This is a genomic window from Streptomyces regalis, from assembly GCF_001509475.1.
GTDB lineage: Bacteria > Actinomycetota > Actinomycetes > Streptomycetales > Streptomycetaceae > Streptomyces > Streptomyces regalis.
On sequence record NZ_LLZG01000373.1, the window covers coordinates 1 to 18,753 of the forward strand.

At 71.6% G+C, this 18,753-nt stretch carries 17 protein-coding genes; 6 read left to right on the forward strand and 11 right to left on the reverse strand.

Going from position 1 to position 18,753, the window contains the following annotated elements; translation table 11 throughout:
- Window positions 1-1,323, reverse strand: a 1,323-nt coding sequence (locus ADL12_RS35805) for an NAD(P)/FAD-dependent oxidoreductase (RefSeq protein ID WP_159053386.1), incomplete at its 3' end; no start/stop codon positions are given.
- 198 nt (window positions 1,324-1,521) lie between these two features.
- Between ADL12_RS35805 and ADL12_RS35810 the strand changes: the two genes are divergently transcribed.
- The gene (locus ADL12_RS35810; protein ID WP_062710362.1) at window positions 1,522-2,478 is read left to right on the forward strand and encodes an LLM class F420-dependent oxidoreductase; all 957 of its coding nucleotides are present in this window, start codon (window positions 1,522-1,524) and stop codon (window positions 2,476-2,478) included.
- Window positions 2,479-2,497: 19 nt separating this feature from the next.
- Window positions 2,498-3,622: an enolase C-terminal domain-like protein gene (locus ADL12_RS35815; RefSeq protein WP_062710365.1), complete on the forward strand. Its 1,125-nt coding sequence runs from the start codon at window positions 2,498-2,500 to the stop codon at window positions 3,620-3,622.
- Between the two features lie 150 nt (window positions 3,623-3,772).
- Here ADL12_RS35815 and ADL12_RS35820 read toward each other — a convergent pair whose 3' ends face one another.
- A complete protein-coding gene (locus ADL12_RS35820) occupies window positions 3,773-4,927 on the reverse strand; it encodes an SDR family oxidoreductase (protein WP_244188165.1) in 1,155 nt (384 codons plus the stop codon).
- A gap of 6 nt (window positions 4,928-4,933) precedes the next feature.
- Window positions 4,934-5,455: a phage holin family protein gene (locus tag ADL12_RS35825; RefSeq protein WP_062710367.1), complete on the reverse strand. Its 522-nt coding sequence runs from the start codon at window positions 5,453-5,455 to the stop codon at window positions 4,934-4,936.
- Between the two features lie 191 nt (window positions 5,456-5,646).
- Between ADL12_RS35825 and ADL12_RS35830 the strand changes: the two genes are divergently transcribed.
- Window positions 5,647-5,994, forward strand: coding sequence for a VOC family protein (locus tag ADL12_RS35830; RefSeq protein WP_062710370.1), 348 nt, complete (start codon window positions 5,647-5,649; stop codon window positions 5,992-5,994).
- Here ADL12_RS35830 and ADL12_RS35835 read toward each other — a convergent pair.
- Window positions 5,985-6,884, reverse strand: a complete 900-nt coding sequence (locus ADL12_RS35835; protein WP_062710466.1) for an arginase family protein — start codon at window positions 6,882-6,884, stop codon at window positions 5,985-5,987. The genes ADL12_RS35830 and ADL12_RS35835 overlap by 10 nt on opposite strands.
- 89 nt (window positions 6,885-6,973) lie before the next feature.
- Here ADL12_RS35835 and ADL12_RS35840 point away from each other — a divergent pair, with 89 nt between their 5' ends.
- Window positions 6,974-7,321, forward strand: coding sequence for a DUF6204 family protein (locus tag ADL12_RS35840; protein ID WP_062710372.1), 348 nt, complete (start codon window positions 6,974-6,976; stop codon window positions 7,319-7,321).
- Here the strand turns inward: ADL12_RS35840 and ADL12_RS35845 are convergent.
- From ADL12_RS35845 to ADL12_RS35870, 6 genes are all read right to left on the reverse strand, one after another.
- Entirely contained in the window at window positions 7,299-7,847 is a 549-nt protein-coding gene (locus ADL12_RS35845) for a GNAT family N-acetyltransferase (protein ID WP_062710375.1), read from the reverse strand. The two genes, ADL12_RS35840 and ADL12_RS35845, sit on opposite strands and share 23 nt — an antisense overlap.
- A gap of 167 nt (window positions 7,848-8,014) precedes the next feature.
- Window positions 8,015-9,793 (reverse strand): CocE/NonD family hydrolase, encoded by a 1,779-nt coding sequence (locus tag ADL12_RS35850; protein ID WP_208614683.1) that lies wholly within the window; start codon window positions 9,791-9,793, stop codon window positions 8,015-8,017.
- 146 nt (window positions 9,794-9,939) lie between these two features.
- A complete protein-coding gene (locus tag ADL12_RS35855) occupies window positions 9,940-10,863 on the reverse strand; it encodes a S66 peptidase family protein (protein ID WP_107120111.1) in 924 nt (307 codons plus the stop codon).
- An 8-nt stretch (window positions 10,864-10,871) separates the two neighbouring features.
- Window positions 10,872-12,929 (reverse strand): S9 family peptidase, encoded by a 2,058-nt coding sequence (locus ADL12_RS35860; RefSeq protein ID WP_062710381.1) that lies wholly within the window; start codon window positions 12,927-12,929, stop codon window positions 10,872-10,874.
- 5 nt (window positions 12,930-12,934) lie between these two features.
- Window positions 12,935-14,239, reverse strand: coding sequence for a M20/M25/M40 family metallo-hydrolase (locus ADL12_RS35865; protein ID WP_062710382.1), 1,305 nt, complete (start codon window positions 14,237-14,239; stop codon window positions 12,935-12,937).
- On the reverse strand, window positions 14,232-15,065 hold the full coding sequence (locus ADL12_RS35870) for a M55 family metallopeptidase (protein ID WP_062710385.1): 834 nt from the start codon (window positions 15,063-15,065) through the stop codon (window positions 14,232-14,234). Before ADL12_RS35870 ends, ADL12_RS35865 begins: the two co-directional genes overlap by 8 nt.
- 163 nt (window positions 15,066-15,228) lie before the next feature.
- Between ADL12_RS35870 and ADL12_RS35875 the strand changes: the two genes are divergently transcribed.
- Complete coding sequence (locus ADL12_RS35875) at window positions 15,229-16,710, forward strand: APC family permease (protein WP_062710388.1); 1,482 nt, start codon at window positions 15,229-15,231, stop codon at window positions 16,708-16,710.
- Window positions 16,711-16,733: 23 nt separating this feature from the next.
- Here ADL12_RS35875 and ADL12_RS35880 read toward each other — a convergent pair whose 3' ends face one another.
- On the reverse strand, window positions 16,734-17,825 hold the full coding sequence (locus tag ADL12_RS35880; RefSeq protein ID WP_062710391.1) for a heme/hemin ABC transporter substrate-binding protein: 1,092 nt from the start codon (window positions 17,823-17,825) through the stop codon (window positions 16,734-16,736).
- A 145-nt stretch (window positions 17,826-17,970) separates the two neighbouring features.
- Between ADL12_RS35880 and ADL12_RS35885 the strand changes: the two genes are divergently transcribed.
- Window positions 17,971-18,714, forward strand: coding sequence for a hypothetical protein (locus ADL12_RS35885; RefSeq protein ID WP_062710393.1), 744 nt, complete (start codon window positions 17,971-17,973; stop codon window positions 18,712-18,714).
- Window positions 18,715-18,753: the final 39 nt, after the last annotated feature.

The following is an 18,753-nucleotide window of genomic DNA, read 5'->3' on the forward strand; positions in this document are numbered from 1 at the left end:
CTCCCCCTCCTTCTCCCCCCGCCCCGGCACCCGAGCCACCTCCGGTGACGCGGTGTCCAGCGGTACCGACCATGCCCGTACGAGGCCCAACTGCACGGCCTGGCGCGGCAGTACGGCGTCCAGGAGCCAGTCGGCGGCGACGCGGATGCGGTTGCCGGGCATCGCGGCGAGGTGGTAGCCGCGGGTGACCGCGCCCGCCGCCACGCCGGACAGATGGACGCCGAGCGGGTTGGCGGCCGCCTTGACGCCGCCGAGGTCCACGACGAAGCCCATGTCGCGGTGGCGGTAGGCGCGCCGCTCGCCGATGCCGAGGGACGCGGCGACGTTGTGGGCCACGGCCTTGCCCTGCCGCCAGGCGTGCTGGGCGGTCGGCGGCGTGTACTCGCCGGGCTTCTCCAGGTCGGGCACGGCGGCCCCGTCCCCGGCGGCGAACAGCTCGGGCCGGCCCGGCACCTGGAGGTGCGGGTCGACGAGGAGGCGGCCCCGCTCCAGGGGCAGCCCCAGGGACTCGGCGAGCGGATCGGGCCGTACGCCGACGCACCACACCAGCGTGCGGGTGTCGAGGAACTCGCCGTCGGTCAGCAGGACCCCGTCGTGCGTGGCCTCCTTCACGGAGGTGCCCATCCGCACCTCCACGCCCCGCTGCCGCAGCACCCGGTCGGCGGTGCGCGACAGCCGCTCGTCCAGCTCGGGCAGGACGCGTTCGGCGATGTCGAGCAGCAGCCAGCGCGGCCGTATGCCTGCCCGCAGGGGGTGTTTGCGCACCTGGGAGTCGGTGAACAGCTTGCCCTGCGCGGCGACCTCCGTACCGGTGTATCCGGCGCCCACCACCACGAAGGTGCACCGCGCCGAGCAGTTCTCGGGGTCGTCGGCGGCGGCCGCCAGCTCCACCTGCCGGGTCACGTGGTCCCGCAGGTACAGCGCCTCGGGCAGACCGCGGAAGCCGTGCGCGTGCTCGGCGACGCCGGGGATGGGCAGCAGTTTGTTGACGCTGCCCGCGGCGAAGATCAGCCGGTCGAAGGCCAGTGTGCCGCCGTCGCCCTCGGGGCCGGTGTAGTGCACGGTGTGCCCGTCGAGGTCGATGGCGTCGGCCTCGCCCAGTACGAGCCGTACATGGGGCAGGGTGCCGGAGAGCGAGACGGTCACCCGGCGCGGTTCCAGGATGCCGGCGGCGACCTGTGGCAGCAGGGGCAGATACAGGAAGTAGTCGGTCGGGTTCAGCAGGGTGATGTCGGCTTTGTGCCGGGTGAGCCGGGACAGGGTGCGGGCCGCCCGGTACCCGGCGAATCCGGCGCCGACGATCACTGTGCGGGGTCGACTCACGGTTGGCCTCCGGGGCTGTTCGCGTACCTCGGGAGCCTTCCGCGTCCCCCTGGCCAAGGCCCCCAAACGTCGCCCCCGGGCAGCGCCGGTTTCCGGCGGGCCGACCCGGCCTGCCCGGTTTCCCGCCGGGCCGCCGGGTACCCGAACGGCGACCCGTCCCCGCCGCTGACTCGACGCGGCAGTCCCGGAGGTGTCCCCATGCCCGAGTACGGCTACTTCCTGGCGTGCGAGGAGTTCCGTCCCGCCGAACTCGTCGAGCAGGCGAGGATGGCGGAACAGGCCGGATTCCAGTCGCTGTGGATCTCGGACCACTACCACCCGTGGAACGACGCTCAGGGCGAGAGCCCGTTCGTGTGGTCGGTGATCGGCGCGATCTCGGAGGCGGTGTCGCTGCCGATCGAGACGGCCGTGACCTGCCCGACCGTGCGGATCCACCCGGCGGTGGTGGCGCAGGCGGCGGCGACCTCCGCGGTCATGACCAACGGCCGCTTCCGGCTCGGCATCGGCTCCGGCGAGGCCCTCAACGAGCACATCCTCGGCCATGTGTGGCCGTCCGCGAGCGTCCGCCTGGAGATGCTGGAGGAGGCCGTCCTGATCATGCGCCGGCTGTTCACCGGCGAGGAGATCAGCCATTACGGCAGCCAATACCGGGTGGAGAACGCCCGCCTCTACACGGTCCCCGACGAGCCGGTCCAGATCGACATCTCCGGCTTCGGCCCGGCGGCGACGTCGCTCGCGGCCCGGGTCGGCGACGGCTTCATCACGATGATGCCGGACGAGGAACTGGTGACCCGGTTCCGCAAAAGCGGCGGGCGCGGCAAGCCCGTCATGGGCGGTACGAAGGTCTGCTACGGCACCGACCGCGACGAGGCCGTACGGACCGTACGGCGGCTGTGGTCCAACCAGCTGCTGCCCGGCGAGATGGCCCAGATCCTGCCCTCGCCGCGCCATTTCGAGCAGCTGGAACCGCTGGTCACCGAGCAGATGGTGAGCGAGAACACGGTGTGCGGGGACGACGTCGACGAGCACGTGTCCGAGCTGAACGCCTTCGCCGACGCGGGCTTCGACCGGGTCTACGTCAGCCAGATAGGCCCCGACCAGCGCGGCTTCTTCGACTTCTACCGTACGAAGGTGCTGCCGCAGCTGCAGCAGTGACGAGGGACGGGCCCACGCGATGAAACTCCACCTCCCTGTCGTCTCCGTCTACACGGTGCCCACCGACGCCCCCGAGGCGGACGGGACGCTGGCCTGGAACTCCACGACCGTGGTGATCGCCGAGGTGACGGCGGGCGACGCGACCGGCACCGGCTGGACGTACGGCCCGGCGGCCGTCGGCGACTTCCTGCGCGACCACCTCGCACCCCTCGTCGAGGGACGAAGCGCCCTGGACATCCCGGCCGCGCACGAGGCGATGTCCCGCGCGATCCGCAACGCGGGCCGCCCGGGCGTCGCCGCCTGCGCGATCTCGGCACTGGACATCGCCCTGTGGGACCTCAAGGCCCGTCTCCTCGAACTGCCCCTGGCCCGGCTGCTGGGCATCTGCCGGGAACGCGTCCCGGTCTACGGCAGCGGAGGCTTCACGACGTACCACGACACACTCCCCCACTGCCTTAAAGGCGTGGGAGGTGCCCCCATGGCCGCGCAGTTGAACGGCTGGGTGCACGGCCAGCACATCCCACGCGTGAAGATCAAGATCGGCGAGGACTGGGGCCGCGCGGTCCTGCGCGACATCTCCCGGGTCGAAGCCGCCCGCCAGGTGATCGGCCCCGAGGCCGAGTTGTACGTCGACGCCAACGGCGCCTACACCCGTAAGCAGGCGGTCCGCGTCGGCCAGGCCCTCGCCGAGCACGGCGTCGGCTGGTTCGAGGAGCCGGTGTCCTCGGACGACCTGACCGGCCTGCGCCTGGTCCGCGACGCCTTGCCGTGCGACGTCACGGCCGGCGAATACGGCTACGACCTCCCGTACTTCGCCCGCATGATCGCCGCGGGCGCGGTCGACTGCCTCCAGATCGACGCGACCCGCTGCGGCGGCCTGACCGAGTTCCTCCGCGCCGCCGGCCTGGCCCAGGCCCACGGCCTGCAGGTCTCGGCCCACTGCGCACCGCACGCCCACGCCGCCACGTGCGCCGCGATCCCCAACCTCCGCCACATGGAGTGGTTCCACGACCACGTCCGCATCGAGGACATGTTCTTCGACGGCGCCCTGGACCCGACGGGCGGCACGGTGACCCCGACACAGGGCATCGGCCACGGGCTGACGCTGAGGGCGGAGGAGGTACAGGAGTACCGGGTGGCGTGAGAGTCGGCCCCGACCACCGCCTGCTCTCGCTACAGTGCCAGTGTGCTCCCGTGTCCGCTCCAGCGCGCGGGCACCCGACCTCCACCAGCGGCTCGGCCCAGTCCGCACGGCCGGGCAGCGGCAGCTCATCCCCTCCGTGCCCTCCGCACATCAATCCCTCCGCGACCTCCCCACATCAATTCCGCCGCGCATCAGGTCAGTTCCGCCGCCATGGCGACCAGGCAGCCCAAGCACTCGGCTTCGCCGGCGCGCGGGGGACCCCCATCGGCGCAGTCCGGCGGTCATCGCGGCGCCCAACCCGCCGACCAGCACGCCCGCCCCCATCCGCCCGCGGTTGCGCGACAGCCACTCCTGCGGGCTGCCGTCCACTGCTTCCTCGTCGAAACGCCCATGCGCCCCGAAGTCCCGACCCCGCGCCCCGTCCGTCGGCGTCCACAGGTTCCCCGGCCCCAGCTGCTCTCCCTCGTCCTGCTGTGCCTCGTCCTGCTGCGCCTCGAAACCGGTCCGAGCCAGATACCGGTCCAGCAGCCCGGGAACGACCGCGTTGGCCACCAGCGTCGCCACCGTGGAGCCCCCCACCCAGTACTCCCGCCGCCGACCGTGCCCGGCCGCATGCACGATGGCCCGTGCGGCGATCTCGGGCTGGTACACCGGCACCACCGGCCGGGCCCGCCCCGGGAGCCGGTTCAGCACCCAGTCGAACTGGGGGGTGTTGAGCGCCGGCAGCTGCACCATCGTCGTACGCACCCGGCTGCCGTCGCGCAGCAGCTCGCACCGCAGCGATTCGTTGAAGCCCTGGATGGCGTGCTTGGCGCCGCAGTACGCCGACTGCAGCGGAATGCCCCGGTAGGCGAGCGCGGACCCGACCTGCACGATCGTGCCCCGGTCGCGCGGCAGCATGTGGTGCAGGGCGGCCCGGGTGCCGAACACATAGCCCAGGTACGTCACTTCGGTCACCCGCCGGAACTCGTCCGGGGTGACCTCGGTGAACGGCGCGTAGATGCCGGCGAAGGCGTTGTTGACCCAGACGTCGATGTGTCCGAACTCGTCGACGACCTTCTGCGCCGCGTCGTCGACGGCCTTCGCGTCGGCCATGTCCACGCTCACGACCAGGGCCTCACCACCGGCCCGCTGCACCTCGTCCGCCGCCCCGGCGAGGCCCTCGCGCCCCCGCGCGAGCAGGGCGACCCGGTCGCCCCGCGCGGCGAAGGCGAGGGCCGCGGCCCGGCCGACGCCGCCGCTGGCGCCCGTGACCACGACGGTCCTGCCGCGCCCCGGCAGGGCGACCTCCCATGGCCTGCGCACTGCACATCACGCCCGGTGGTGCGGCTGCTCGGGGTCGATGTCGTCCGGATGCGGCGGCCGTGCATCGGGCATGTCCGGTGTCACCGCGCCGGGTACTCCCGTCCCGGGCGGGCCGGCCGGCATCGGCGGGTACGGCAGGCCGAGGCCACCCGGCGGGGCGACCGGTGCCGTGCCGCCGACGGTGCGTCCGTGGGCGGCGGCCAACTCTGCCTCGCGCTCCGGCGTCGGCCGGGACGCCGACGGGCGGGCCGCGCCGCGCAGCACATACGCCACCGCGCCGAGGATCACCGCGGTGATCAGCGCGGCGGCCCAGTCCGGCAGCCCGGTGGCGAGGCCCAGCCCCAGGGCGAGCGCGAGGGCCGCGCCCGCGTACAGGGCGACGGCGCCGGAGCCCGCGTACAGCATGGCCCGGCGGCGCTGCCTGCGCGTCTGCTCACGCAGTTCGTCACGCACGGTCTCCCGCGCCACCTGCGCCAGCTCGTCGACCAGTTGCTTGTCCAGGTGCTCAAGGTGATCCAAGCGGTTCATGGCCGCCGAGTACCCGTACTCCCGTACGCATAACGCGCTCCGTCACGCCCCGCACCGGCACGTGAGCCCGCCGTCCTTCCGGCTCCCCCCTCCCGCCCCCCGCAAGCGGCCTACCCGAGCAACCGCGGCCGGAGTGAGGGGATCGCGTGAAACGATCTCCCTCCCCGGCCGGTCCCAACTAGGCTCGTCGCATGGACATTCTGGGAGCCACGCTGCGCGTCTGCGTCGACGACCTGGAGACCGCGGTCCCCTTCTACGAACGCCTCGCGGGCGGCACAGCCCTCCGTTTCGAACGCGGCGGCGTGCAGGTGGCCGCGGTCGGCTGCTTCCTGCTGATGAGCGGGCCGGAGGCCGAGCTGGAGGTGCTGCGCAAGGTCGCGGCGACGATCGCCGTCAAGGACGTCGACGAGGCCCACCGGGTGCTCGGCGAGTTGGGCGCGCACATCATCGCGGGTCCGGTCCCGACGCCGGTGGGACGCAATCTGATCGCCATGCATCCGGACGGGGCGATCTACGAGTACGCGGACCGTCAGGGCTGATCGAACGCCGCCACGACGATGTCGGTGAGCAGCGCCCCGGCCGTGCCCTCCGGGTCCAGATCGGGGTCGTAGATGGTGATGTTGAGCCCGACGCAGTGCGCCGAGCCGAGCAACGGCCTCAGCAGCGCGACGAGTTCGTCGGGCGTGAGGCCGTCCGGGTCGGGGCTGTCGACGGCGGGCATGACGGACGGGTCGAGGACGTCTGCGTCCAGGTGCACCCAGAAGCCGTCCAGTTGCGGGATCTCGAAGGCCTGCCTGGTGACCGACGCCAGCGCCTCCGCGCCCCATTCCCGCAGGTCCCCGACGGTCACCACGGGAATCTTCAGATCGGCGAGCTCGGCCCGCTCCTCCTCGAAGCAGTCGCGGATGCCGAAGTACCGCACGTCCTCGTCCCGTAGGTAGGGCTTGAGGCCCTCCAGGTCCGTCAGGTCCTCCTGGCCCCGCCCGGTGGCCAGGGCGACCTCCTCGCCGCCCGCCGCGCCGACGTGGTCGGAGTTGCCCGGATGCCGGAAGTCGGGCGAGGCGTCCAGGACGGCCAGCCCGTACCGGCCGATGCGACGCAGCGCGAGGGCGGCCCCGAGGTTGATGGAGCAGTCGCCGCCCAGAACGACGGGGAAGTCCCCGGCGCGCACATGGCGCTCGATGCGGTCGGCGAGCTTGCCGGTGTAGGCGGCGATGGCGGCCGCGTTGAAGACACCGTCGCCCTCTCGCCAGTCCCCCCGGTCGTACCGCGGCGGCACCACCACCCCGCCCTCCAGCGCCCGCAGCCGCTGCACGATCCGCTGCTCACGCAGGGCGCCGGCGAGCTTGTAACAGCCGGGCACGGTACCGGGCGCGGGCGGGCGCAGACCCAGGTTGGAGGGGGCGTCGAACACGACGAAATTCCGCATGCGGTTCATCCTCGCCGACGTAGAGTCGGCCCTCAACGGCAATACACAAGCGCCGAACACAGGAGCGGGTGGAAGCGGGTGGACGGAACATGAGTGAGCAGCACACCTACCGGGTGATCGTCCGCGGCACCTGGGAAGGGCTCACCGACGAGGCCCGGGCGCGGCTGCTCGCCGAGGCCGCCGAGCACGGTCTGACCAGCATGCGGTTCACCGAGGGGGGCTCGCTCTCCTATGAACCGTCACCGCTCAAGCACTTCTCGATGCGGTACGTGGTGGTCTCGGACGCGGCGGACGGCGAGGAGATGGCCGGCGCGATCGCGGAGGACCGCGCCGAGACCACGCTCAGGGAGCTGGGCTACGGCTTCGGCGATCTGAAGTCGACGGTCACCGACCTCGACACGATGAAGATCAACTTCAAGCCCGCATCTCGGCGGTGACGGCCCACCGCTGATGGTCCCGCCAGGCCCCGTCGATGAAGAGCATGCTCGGCGAGAACCCCTCCAGGCGGAAGCCGCAGGCGCGGGCGAGGGCGATCGAGGCGGTGTTGGCGGGCTGGACGTTGATCTCCAGCCGGTGCAGCCGCATCGGCCCGAAGGCGTGGCCCACGACCAGGTCCAGGCCCTCCCGCATCAGGCCCCGCCCGGCCGCGTGGGCGAAGGCGCCGTAGCCGAGGGCCCCGCTCTGGAAGGCGCCGGCGACGATGTTGTTGATGTTGATGAACCCGGCGATGCCCCCGTCGTCGTCCTTCTCGCAGACCAGGAACCCCGCCTTGGTCGGATCCTCGATCAGCCGCCCGGCGTAGGCGGCGTACGCCGCGGCGCTGTCCGGCGGGAAGAGCCAGGGCTGATGCAGTTCCTTGCTCTCCCGGGCACGCGCGGTGAACTCGCCGGCGTCCTCGTAGGTGAAGTGGCGTATGCCTGCACGGGGGCCTTCGGCGAGATAACGGGACACGAGATGGGGCATTCGGCCAGCCTACGACCCGCTAGCGGCGCCGGCCCATGAAGTACGCGCCGCCCAGGCCCCTGCGCAGCCCACCGGCCTTCCCGCCGTTCTCCGACGTCTTCGCGGTCATAGGAAAAGGATGCTCCGAAAGGAGCGATCACGCACGGTGAGCGGTCCTCCCGGGTCGCTCAGTCGATCACCGGCAGCTGGAGCACCCCCGTGTCCCCGGGCGCGCTGACCACGGTCACCGGCTTGATCCCCCGGTTTCCGAAGTACGCGTCGTCACTCGCAGCGATCACGAACCGCAGCCGGTGCCCCTTCTCGTACCGGTGCACGATCCCCGGCAGGGTCACGGTGAAGCTCTTCGTGACGTCCGGCACCCGCACCGGCGCGACCAGCCGGTGCACCAGCGTCCGGCTCCCGTCGGGGGCGACGTCGTACAGCTTGGCGAACAGGACGAGCTTGTCGGCGGCGTCCTCGGAGCGCTGGGTCCGCTCGGCCTTCGGGGAGACGACCTTCAGCGTGGCCCGGGGTGCGCCCACCACGTCGGTGGTGCGCGTGAGCGGCTCGCTGGTCCAGCCGAGGTAGGTGCCGGGGGTGTCGTACGGCGCCGGGTCCGGCAGCCCGAGGATCCCGTACAGCGAGCTCTCCGAATGGCTCGTGGAGACGAGCCAGTTGGTGTACGTACGGCTGCCGCGCGCCACTTTGCTGCGGTTGTCCACGAGTTTGCCGTCGCCGGAGAGGTAGAGCGTCCGGCTCGGGGCGGGGAGGTGGTCGGCGGTGGCGTAGGCGCCGTTGGGGTCGGTGATCCAGTCGCGGTAGTAGGCGAAGGCGGGGCCCGTGTCGACGTTCTTCTTCCCCAGGTAGCGGTCGAACCAGGCGAGGATGCGGCGGCCGACGTAACTGGTCTCCAAGTTGCCCTGGCCGAGGTTGAGTTCACCGGCGGCCGGGTCGGTGATGCCGCCACTGTGGCCCCAGGACTGCCAGATCATCTTCGTCAGTGTCCCCTGGCCCTTGAGCGTCTTGTACGTCGCCGTCGCCTCGTTGAGGTTGAAGAGGCTGTCGGCCTGGCCCTGGACGAGGAGGGTGGGTGCCTTGACGCGGTTCAGGTACGACACCGGGGAGACGCTGCGTGCGTAGGCGAGCAGCTCGGCGGTCTGCTTCGCCGGGTAGCGGCCGGAGTTGAGGGTGCGGACGGTGTCGCAGGCCTTGGTGACGAAGTGCAGGCAGGCGAGGGAGTTGATGCGGGAGGGGTCGAGGTTCGGCTCCAGCAGGGGCTGGCCCTCGCCGATGAGATAGAAGCCGTTGGCCCACTGCCATTTGAAGGCGCCGGGCACGCTGCCGCTGCCTATGGCGTTGTTCGGGTCGAGGGAGTACGCCAGGTCGTTCCAGGTGATCATCGGGACCAGGGCGTCGAGGCGCTGGTCGACTGCGGCCGTGGCCAGCTGGATGGCCCCGCCGTAGGAGCCGCCCACCATGCCGATGCGCGGGTCGCCGGGGCCGTCGAGGGTGACGAAGTCGGCCTTCGTGCCGTCGTCGGCGGCGCGCCTGCCGCCCAGGAAGTCGACCAGCCGGGAGGCGGCGACGCCGTCGATGGTGGGGTCGTCGAGCGAGATGAGGCAGCCGGACCTGCCGAAGCCGAGCCCCGAGTAGACGAGTGCGACGTACCCGCGCTGAGCGAAGGCCTTGCCGACGGCGTCGGTCGAGCCGTCGGACTTGCTGCCGCCGAAGCCGTTGGTGGCGAGGACGGCGGGTGCCCGGTGGGCACGGTCCACGCCCGCGGGCCGGTACAGGTCGGCGTCGACCGTGCACGTGCGGCCGCCTGCCTGGACGGTGAACTTCAGGGCGGTGACGGTGAACTGGCCGGTCGCGGCGGCGGCCGGAGCGGTGAGCGCGAGGGGTGCGGTGAGCGTGGCGCCGAGGACGAGAGCGAGTGGGGTTCGAAATCTGGGCACACGACGGGACACGGAGACCTCCACACTGAGGATCCACACTGAGGACAGCCCTGCTTACCGACCAGTAAGTACTGGCTGGTTGTCATGGTGTGACACGTGTCAGGCGAGGTCAATCGCCGTGACGGAGGTTTCTTGACGGAAATTCAGTGAAGGTGGGGTCAGGCGAGGGCGGGCTCGTCGAGGGTCAAGGTCCCTGCATCGGCGTCGAGTTCGGCGCTCACACCGAAGGGGATGGTCAGCGCACCTTCACAGTGCCCGAACCCGAACTCCTCCACAATGGGGACACCGAGGCCACCCAATCGATCCAAGAGCAGCGCACGCACCCGCGCGTACGGCTCACACTCCTGCCACGACCCGAGCAGCACGCCCCGCACGCCCTCGAACAGGCCGGCGCGCAGGAGTTGGGTGACATAGCGGTCGAGCCGGTACGTCTCCTCGCCCACGTCCTCCAGGCACAGCAGTCCGCCGCGTGCGGAGGTCCTGGCCTGCGGGGTGCCCGCCTCGGCGGCGAGCAGGCAGAGACAGCCGCCGAGCGTGACACCTCGCGCCCGGCCGGGGACCAGCGCGGAGCCGGTGGAGGTGAGCGTGCGCACCGACTCCGGTGCGAACAGCGTGGCCTTCAGATGCTCCTGCGCCCGCGTGTTCTTGATGAAGTCGATGCCCGCGGCCATCGGCCCGTAGAGCGTGGCCAGACCCAGCCGGGTGGCGAACGCCTCGTGCAGCACGGTGATGTCGCTGAAGCCGACGAACACCTTGGGACCGGCCGCGCGCATCGCGTCCCAGTCGAGCAGGTCGATCATCCGCTGCACTCCGTAACCGCCCCGGGCGCACAGCACCGCGTCCACGGACGGATCACACCACGCGGTCTGCAGATCGGCGGCCCGGTCGGCGTCCGTACCCGCCAGATAGCCGAACTCGCCGTGCCGGTCCAGCACATGGGGCGCCACCACCGGGTCGAGATCCCAGCCCCGCAGCACGTCGAGCCCGGCCTGCAGCCGCTCCTCGGGCACGGGCCCGCTGGGGGCGACGACGGCCACGCGGGCGCCGGGGGCGAGCCGGGACGGCCGTACAAGTGGCCGTATGGGCGCCTTCACTTGGCGAGCTCCAGGGTCGGGATCCCGGGCGGATTCAGCCCGAAGACCTGGGCGTACAGCGAGAGTTCCGCCTCCAGGACGCGGATCATCGTCTCCGCCCGCCGGAAGCCGTGGCCCTCCCCTTCGAAGGCGATGTAGGCGTGCGGCACCCGGCGCCCCTCCAGGCGGGCCAGGAACCGCTCGCACTGGGTGGGCGGGCAGATGACGTCGTCCAGGCCCTGCAGCAGCAGGAAGGGCACGGTGAGACGGTCGGCGTGCGCGGCGGGCGACCGTTCCGCGTAGCGTGCCGGCACCTCGGCGAGCGAAGCGAGATGGGGGTCCCCCCGCCCGGAGGGTGGGGGAGGTCCGACCAGGGTCTCCAGGTACCGCGACTCGAGGTCGTGGGTCTCCCCGTCGCCCCAGCCGGCCAGGTCGAGGATGGGGTAGAGGATCGTGCCGCAGGCGTAGACGTCGGTCGTGGTGAGCGACGCGGCCGCGGTCCAGCCGCCCGCGCTGCCGCCGCGGATGGCGAGCCGGTCGCGGTCGGCGGTGCCCTCGTCGGCGAGGGCGAGCGCGACGGCCGCGCAGTCCTCGACGTCGACCACGCCCCACTGCTCGCGCAGCCGGTTGCGGTACGCCCGGCCGTACCCGGTGGAGCCGCCGTAGTTGACCTCGGCGACGCCGATGCCGCGCGAGGTGAAGTAGGCGATGGCCAGGTCGAGCACGAGGGGCGCCCGGCCGGTCGGCCCGCCGTGCGCCCAGACGACGTACGGCGGCGGTGTGTCACCGGGGGCCACACAACCGGGGTTGTGGGGCGGGTAGATGTGCGCGTGGATGTCGTGTCCGGCGGGGCCGGTGAAGGTGCGGATCTGCGGTTCGGGGTAGTAGGCGGGGTCGACGGCGTCGTCGTGTTCGGCGCCGATGACCCTGGTCCGTCCCGTACAGGTGTCGAGTTCGACCACCTCGTGCGCGCTGCGCGGGCTGGCGCCGACGGCGACCACCCGCTCGCCGTACACCGCGAGTGTGGGCTCGAACTCCGTCCAGGGGCCCGCCGCGTCGACGATCTCACCGGTCTCGGGGTCCAGTACCCCGAGGGCGGTCGACCCGCGTCCGTGCACGACGGCGACGAGCCCGTCCGCCAGCGGGGCGAACCAGCGCAGGCCCGGCTTCCACAGCGGCCCGCCGAACTCCTCCTCGCGCGGGCACAGGGGTTCGCCGTCGCGGTAGAGGTTCCACCAGCCGCTGCGGTCGCTCGCGTACAGCAGCCGTCCGTCCTGCGACCAGTCGACCTGCGCGATGGACTCCTCCGGCCCGCCGGCGACGGTCCGCGGGCCGCCGAGCGTGCCGTCGGCGCCGACGTCGGCGACCAGCAGCTCCGTGCCGTCCCACGGCATCCGCGGATGGTCCCAGACGAGCCATGCCGCGCGCCGCCCGTCGGGCGAGATCCGCGGTCCGGTGACGAACCGGTGCCGGTCGTCGGTGAGTTCACGTACGGCGTCCCGGTCCCCTGCCGCAGAGCCGTCCAGCGGCACGGCGGCAAGGACGCGCCGCACATCGGTAGGTCCGTCCCCCGTGAACTCCTCCAGCACGCACCACACTTCACCGAGCTCCAGCCGCAACTGCGGCTCCGCCCAGCGCAGTCCACCGCCCACCGGCGACACCGGAGTGATCGGACGCGGCTCGCCGCCCTCCTCGTACCGGTAGAGCCGCTGGTCGGCGAAGTTGACGAAGACGACGAGCGGCCGGCCGTCGACCACCGCGCCGGCCCACGGCTGTCCGCCGTACTCGACGACCCGGCTGCGCACGTTCCACGGAGCGGGCAGCACGGACTCCTCCCGGCCGCCCGCCCGTCTCCCACCACCGCCCTTCCAAGGAGGCGCTTCGCGCCCCGCCTCCTCATTCCGCCGCCGCACCAGCGTGCGCCGCCCGCCCTCGGTGGGCCGCGGCTCGGTCCACCACGCCTCGTCGCCGACGAAGCCCACATACTCGGGGTGCCCGTCGTGCGTGGCGGCGAGGGCCGCGTCGATGGGCGAGGGCCAGGAACCGTACGCCAGCGTCCGCACTGTCTGCCTCAACTCCCCTAGGCCGTCCGGAGAAATCGGTCGAGTACACGGACGCCGAAATGCAGCGCCTCGACCGGCACCCGCTCGTCGACGCCGTGGAACATGGCCCCGTAGTCGTAGCCCTCCGGCAGCCTCAGCGGGGAGAAACCGTAGCCGGTGATGCCGAGCCGCGAGAACTGCTTGGCGTCCGTGCCGCCGGGCATGCAGTACGGCACCACATGCCCCTCGGGCGCGAACTCCTCGACGGCGGCGCGCATCTTGGCGTACGTAGGCGAGTCCACCGGCGACTGGAGGGCCACCTCATGGTGGTGGAACTCCCACTCCACGTCGGGCCCGGTGAGCTCGTCGAGGGTGGCCCGGAACTCGTCCTCCACGCCGGGCAGATACCGGCCGTCGACGTAGGCGATGGCCTCCCCCGGAATTACATTGACCTTGTAACCCGCCTCCAGCATGGTCGGGTTGGCGCTGTTGCGGACGGTGGCCTCGACGAGCCTGGCCACCGGGCCGAGCTTCTCCAGCAGGCCGTCCACGTCGTCCAGGTCGGCCTCCAGGCCGTACAGCGCGGCGAGTTCGGTGAGGGCGGCGCGGACCGTCGGCGTCAGCCGCAGCGGCCACTCGTGGGCGCCGATGCGGGTGACGGCCGCGGCGAGGCGGGTCACCGCGTTCGCCCGGTTGGGCCTGGAGCCGTGCGCGGCCCGCCCGCGGGCCGTGAGCCTGACCCAGCCGGTGCCGCGCTCCCCCGCCGCGATCGGATAGATCTGCCGCCCGCTGCCGTCGTGGACGGTGAACGCGCCGGCCTCGCTGATGCCCTCGGTGCAGCCCTCGAAGAGTGCGGCGTGCCGGTCGGCGAGGAATCCGGAGCCGTCCTCGGCACTCGCCTCCTCGTCGGCGGTGAACGCGATCACGACGTCCCGCCGGGGCCGTACGCCCTCCCGGGCCCAGGCCCGCACCACGGCCAGGATCATCGCGTCCATGTTCTTCATGTCGACCGCGCCCCGGCCCCAGACCACCCCGTCCCGGATCTCCCCGGAGAAGGGATGCACGCTCCACTCGGCGGCCTGCGCGGGCACCACGTCGAGATGACCGTGCACGAGCAGCGCGTCCGCCGACGGGTCGGTGCCCTCGATGCGGGCGACGACGTTCGTACGGCCCCGGGTGCGCTCCAGCAGGCTGGTCTCCAGGCCCGCCTCGGCGAGCCGCGCGGCGGCGTACTCGGCTGCGGGGCGCTCCTGGCAGTCGCCGCCGCCCCGGTTGGTCGTGTCGATGCGGATGAGGTCGGAGGTGAACGTCACGACCTCGTCCAGCGCCTGCTGATCAGCCATACTGCTCCTCCACCGCGGCCGAGGCGATCGTGGTCACTGCCTTGAAGGTACGGATTCCCTCGTACATGCGCTCGCTGGTGTACGCCACCTTTCGCTCGCCGATACGTTCGACACCGGGGACGACGGTGGCGGCCATGGCGAGATGCTCGGCGTCGAACTCGACGGCGACGGTGAAGGGGCCGCCGCTCACCGGCGCCTGACGGACCGCCAGCGCGGCCGCCTCCTTGGCGGCGGCCCGGATGTCGGCGGCGGTCCTGGCAGGCGTACGACACACGGCGGCATACCGCGAGACGTGATCCTTGACGGCGACCTTCAGCGCCTCGGGCGCGTATCCGAGCGCGTCCTCGCAGGCCACGTCGTCGCCGGTGACGAGCACGACGGGCACGCCGTACTCGGCGGCGACGTGCGCGTTCAGCAGCCCCTCGCTCGCTCGTACGTCGTTCAGCCACACCCCTGTGATGGAGTTGGCGAGGTAGGTGTGCGCGAGGACACCCTCCATACCGGCGCCCGCGTGGTAGCCGACGAAGGCGATGCCGTCCACGTCGCCGTGCTGCACGCCCTCGACCATGGACAGCGTCTTGTGCCGGCCGGTGAGCATCTCCGCGCGCTCGTCGAGCCGTTCGAGCAGCAGGTTGCGCATGGTCCAGTGGGCCTCATTGATGACGACCTCGTCGGCACCACCCTCGAAGAACCCCAGCACCGCCGCATTGACGTCCGAGGTGAACATCCCCCGGCACCGCTCCCACTGCGGCGTCCCCGGCAGCACGTCGGCCGGCCAGGTCACGCCGGTGGCGCCCTCCATGTCGGCGCTGATGAGGATCTTCATGCTCCGTCACGTTACGCGCCGAGGGGGGAACCCGCCATGAAGCGGATGAACGCCGGCGATCTCGCTGCCGCCCTGGACGGGTGCGGCCCTGGTGCGCTCAATGACCTGAATGTCCCTTCGCCCCCTGTTGTATGGATGCACGCACACCAGGGAGTGAAGGAACATGGCCGACGACATCGCGGACACGGGACCGTCGCCGTCCGCCGGCTTGAAGCCCGATGCCATCGGGTTCGTCGACGCGCTTGTCATCGGACTCAACTCCACCTCCCCGGCGTACTCGGTTGCGGCGGTCATCGGCCCGGTCGTGGCGCTGGTGGGGATCTACGCCCCCGGGGTGATGCTCGCGTCGTTCGTGCCGATGCTGCTGATCGCGTCGGCCTTCTACTACCTCAACAAGGCCGACCAGGACTGCGGCACCACCTTCTCCTGGGTCACCCGGGCCATGGGGCCGTGGGCCGGCTGGCTCGGCGGCTGGGCGATCACGATGACGGGGGTTCTGGTCGTCGGGTCGCTGGCGGACGTCGCCGCGACCTTTGCCCTGCTCGCCTTCGGCCTCGACAGCTGGGCGGACGACGAAGCCGTACGCCGGCTGCTCACGGTGCTGGTCATCCTGGTGATGACGGCCGTCTGCGTCATCGGCACCGAGGTGTCGGCCAAGGTCCAGAACGTCCTGATCCTCGCCCAGGTCGTCTGCCTGCTCGCCTTCGCCGTGGTGGCGCTGTACCGCGTCTACGCCGAAACCGGCACGCTCGACTCCGTCGAACCGCCGCTCAGCTGGCTGGACCCCTTCGGAGCCGGAGGGGCGGACCTGACCGGGGCCCTGCTGCTGGGCGTGTTCATCTACTGGGGCTGGGAGTCGGCCGTCAATCTCACCGAGGAGGTCGAGGACTCCGCCACCGCGCCCGGCAGGGCGGCCGTGTGGTCGACGGTCGTTCTGCTGGTCACCTATGTCGCGGTGGGTTTCGCGGTGGTCGCCTACGCGGGTACGGCCTTCCTGGCCGAGAACGCGGCGGAGGAGGAGTTCGTCTTCGCGCTGCTCGCCGACGAGGTGATGGGCGGCTGGGACTGGGTGGTCCTGCTCGCGGTCTCGACGTCCGCGCTGGCGTCGACCCAGACCACGATCATCCCGGCGTCACGCACGGCGCTGTCCATGGCGCGCCGTCATGCGCTGCCCGCGTATTTCGCCCGTATCCATCCGCGATTCCGCACACCCGACGTGAGCACCTGGTGGGTCGCGGCCATCGCCATCGCCTGGTATCTCGTCGTCAACGAGATCAGCGCCAACGCGCTGTTCGACTCACTCACCGCGCTCTCGCTGCTGATCGCGTTCTACTACGCGCTCACCGGTGTCGCCTGCGCCGTCTACTACCGCCGCCAACTGACCAGAAGCCTCCACCACTTCGTCCTCATCGGCCTCGGCCCGCTCGTCGGCGCCGGGCTGCTGACCTGGCTGTTGGCGGAATCGGTCATCGACATGTCCGACCCCGCCAACTCCTACAGCGGCGACTCGTGGTTCGGGCTCGGCCCCCCGCTCGTCATCGGCATCGGCATCACCGCCACGGGCGTCATCCTCATGACCATCTGGCGGCTGGCGGCTCCCGCGTTCTGGTCGGAACGCCCCGGCGTGGTCGACCCGGAGTCCTGAAGAGGTCGACGTCGCCGCGAAACTCACGCCCGATGAATCCGGTCGACCAGGATGTCGATCACCAACGGCGTCCGAGGCCCGTACCCCAGCAGCACGCCGTCCTCCATGTCCACGACCCGCCGGTTCATCCCCGCCGGCGTCTGACCGATCCCGGGAATGTCGACCAGCCCGTCGATGCCGCCGACCGACTCCAGCCCCTTGGTCATCATCAGGATCACGTCCGGCTGCGCCCGCACCAGGGCCTCGCTGGTGATCGGCGTGAACGGCTTGTCCAGCCCGGCCTCCTTGCCCGCGTCCACCGCCCCGGCGGCCTCGATCAGCGAGTCGGCACCCGAACCCTTGCCGCCGATCAGATAGACGGCCGCGCTGCCGCGCATGTACAGGAAGGCGACCTTGGGCTTGCTGCCCTCGGGCACGGCGGCGCGGGCCGCGGTGAGTTCGTCGCTCATCCGCCGGTTGAGGGCCTTGCCCGCGTCGGGGACGCCGAGCGCCTCGGCGATACGGGTGGTGCGCGTGGTGACGTCGGCGAGTTCGCTGGCCGGCTCCAGCACGACGACGGGGACACCGGCGTCGCGAATCTGGTCGAGGGCCTCGCCGGGGCCGGTGTCGGTGTCGGCCAGCACGACCGTCGGCCGCAGCGAGAGCACGCTCTCCGCGCTCACGTCGTGCGCCTTGGTGACCTGCGGGAGCTTCTTCGCCTCCGCGAAGGTGGCGGTGATGTCGCGGCCGACGACACGGTCCCCGAGGCCCAGCGTGAACACGATCTCCGCGACACCCCCGTTGAGCGGCAGGATGCGCGAGGCATCCTTCACCGTCACCTCGCGCCCGTCGGAGGAGTCGACGGTGACCGGCAACTTCGGGGCCGGCGACTCGCCTTCGAGGGGGACGAGGGTGTTCTTCGCGAGCTGTTTCTCGGCAGCGGCGGCACGTTCGCCCGCGGAGGCGGGCGACGCGTCCGGCGCCGAGGAGCCGCCGCCCCCGCCGCCGCAGGCACCCGTCAGCAGCGCGAGCGCCAGAGCGAGGGGCGCGAGGACCCGGCGGCGCCGGGGCCCGGGGTGGGCCGTTCCGGACAACCGGTGGGGTCTTCCGGCCCACAGGTGGGGTCTTCCGGTCATTCGCATCGCTCGGCCCTCCGGTCTCTCGTATCGCACCCAGTTGATCAATAGCTTAGGTTAGGTTTACCTTATTAACTCCTGGTGGGGGTGCGACGTGAAATCGCCATGTGGCCTGCGTGGCAGGCGAGTTGCCCGTACGACCGTGATGGCGGCCTCGGCCGCCGCCGTCCTCCTGGTGCTTCCGGCCGCCACCCCGGCAGCCGCGGCGGGCGCCTCCGCGACGGGCCCGGAGGGCCAGAAACTCGCGGTCTCCAAGTCCTCCGGCCTCAACCGGGCGGGCGAGACCGTGACCGTGTCCGGCACCGGCTACAACACCGAGAAGGGCATCTACGTCGCCTTCTGCGTGGACAACGGCGCCGGAAAGACCCCCACACCCTGCGTGGGCGGAGTGGACATGTCCGGCGAGTCCGGGGCGTCCGCGTGGATCTCCTCCGACCCGCCCTCGTACGGCGAGGGGTTGGCGAAGCCGTACACAGGCAGCGGCCACAAGGGCTCGTTCAGCGTGCAGCTCAAGGTGCGCGCCAAGGACTCGAACACCGACTGCACCGAGTCCGGCGTGAAATGCGCCGTCATCACCCGCAACGACCACACCCGGGGCGGCGACCAGAGCCAGACCGTACGGATCCCGGTGACCTTCGGCGGCAACGGCGGGAGCACGGCGAGCGGTGATGGCGCCACGGCGACTCCGACCCCTACGGCCGGCGCGGGGACGACCGGCGGTGGTGACACGGGCGCTTCGAGCGACGGCGACGACAAGACCTCCGACGGCCCGCTCGCCCGTACCGGTTCCGTGGCCCTGACGGCCGGCGCGACCGCGGCGGCCCTGGTCGCAGCCGGCGCCGGAACCTGGCTCTGGGCACGCAGGCGCCGCACGTCGAGCGCCGGCTGACGCGCACTCGGCTCAACTTCACATTCGGCAGGGAGACTT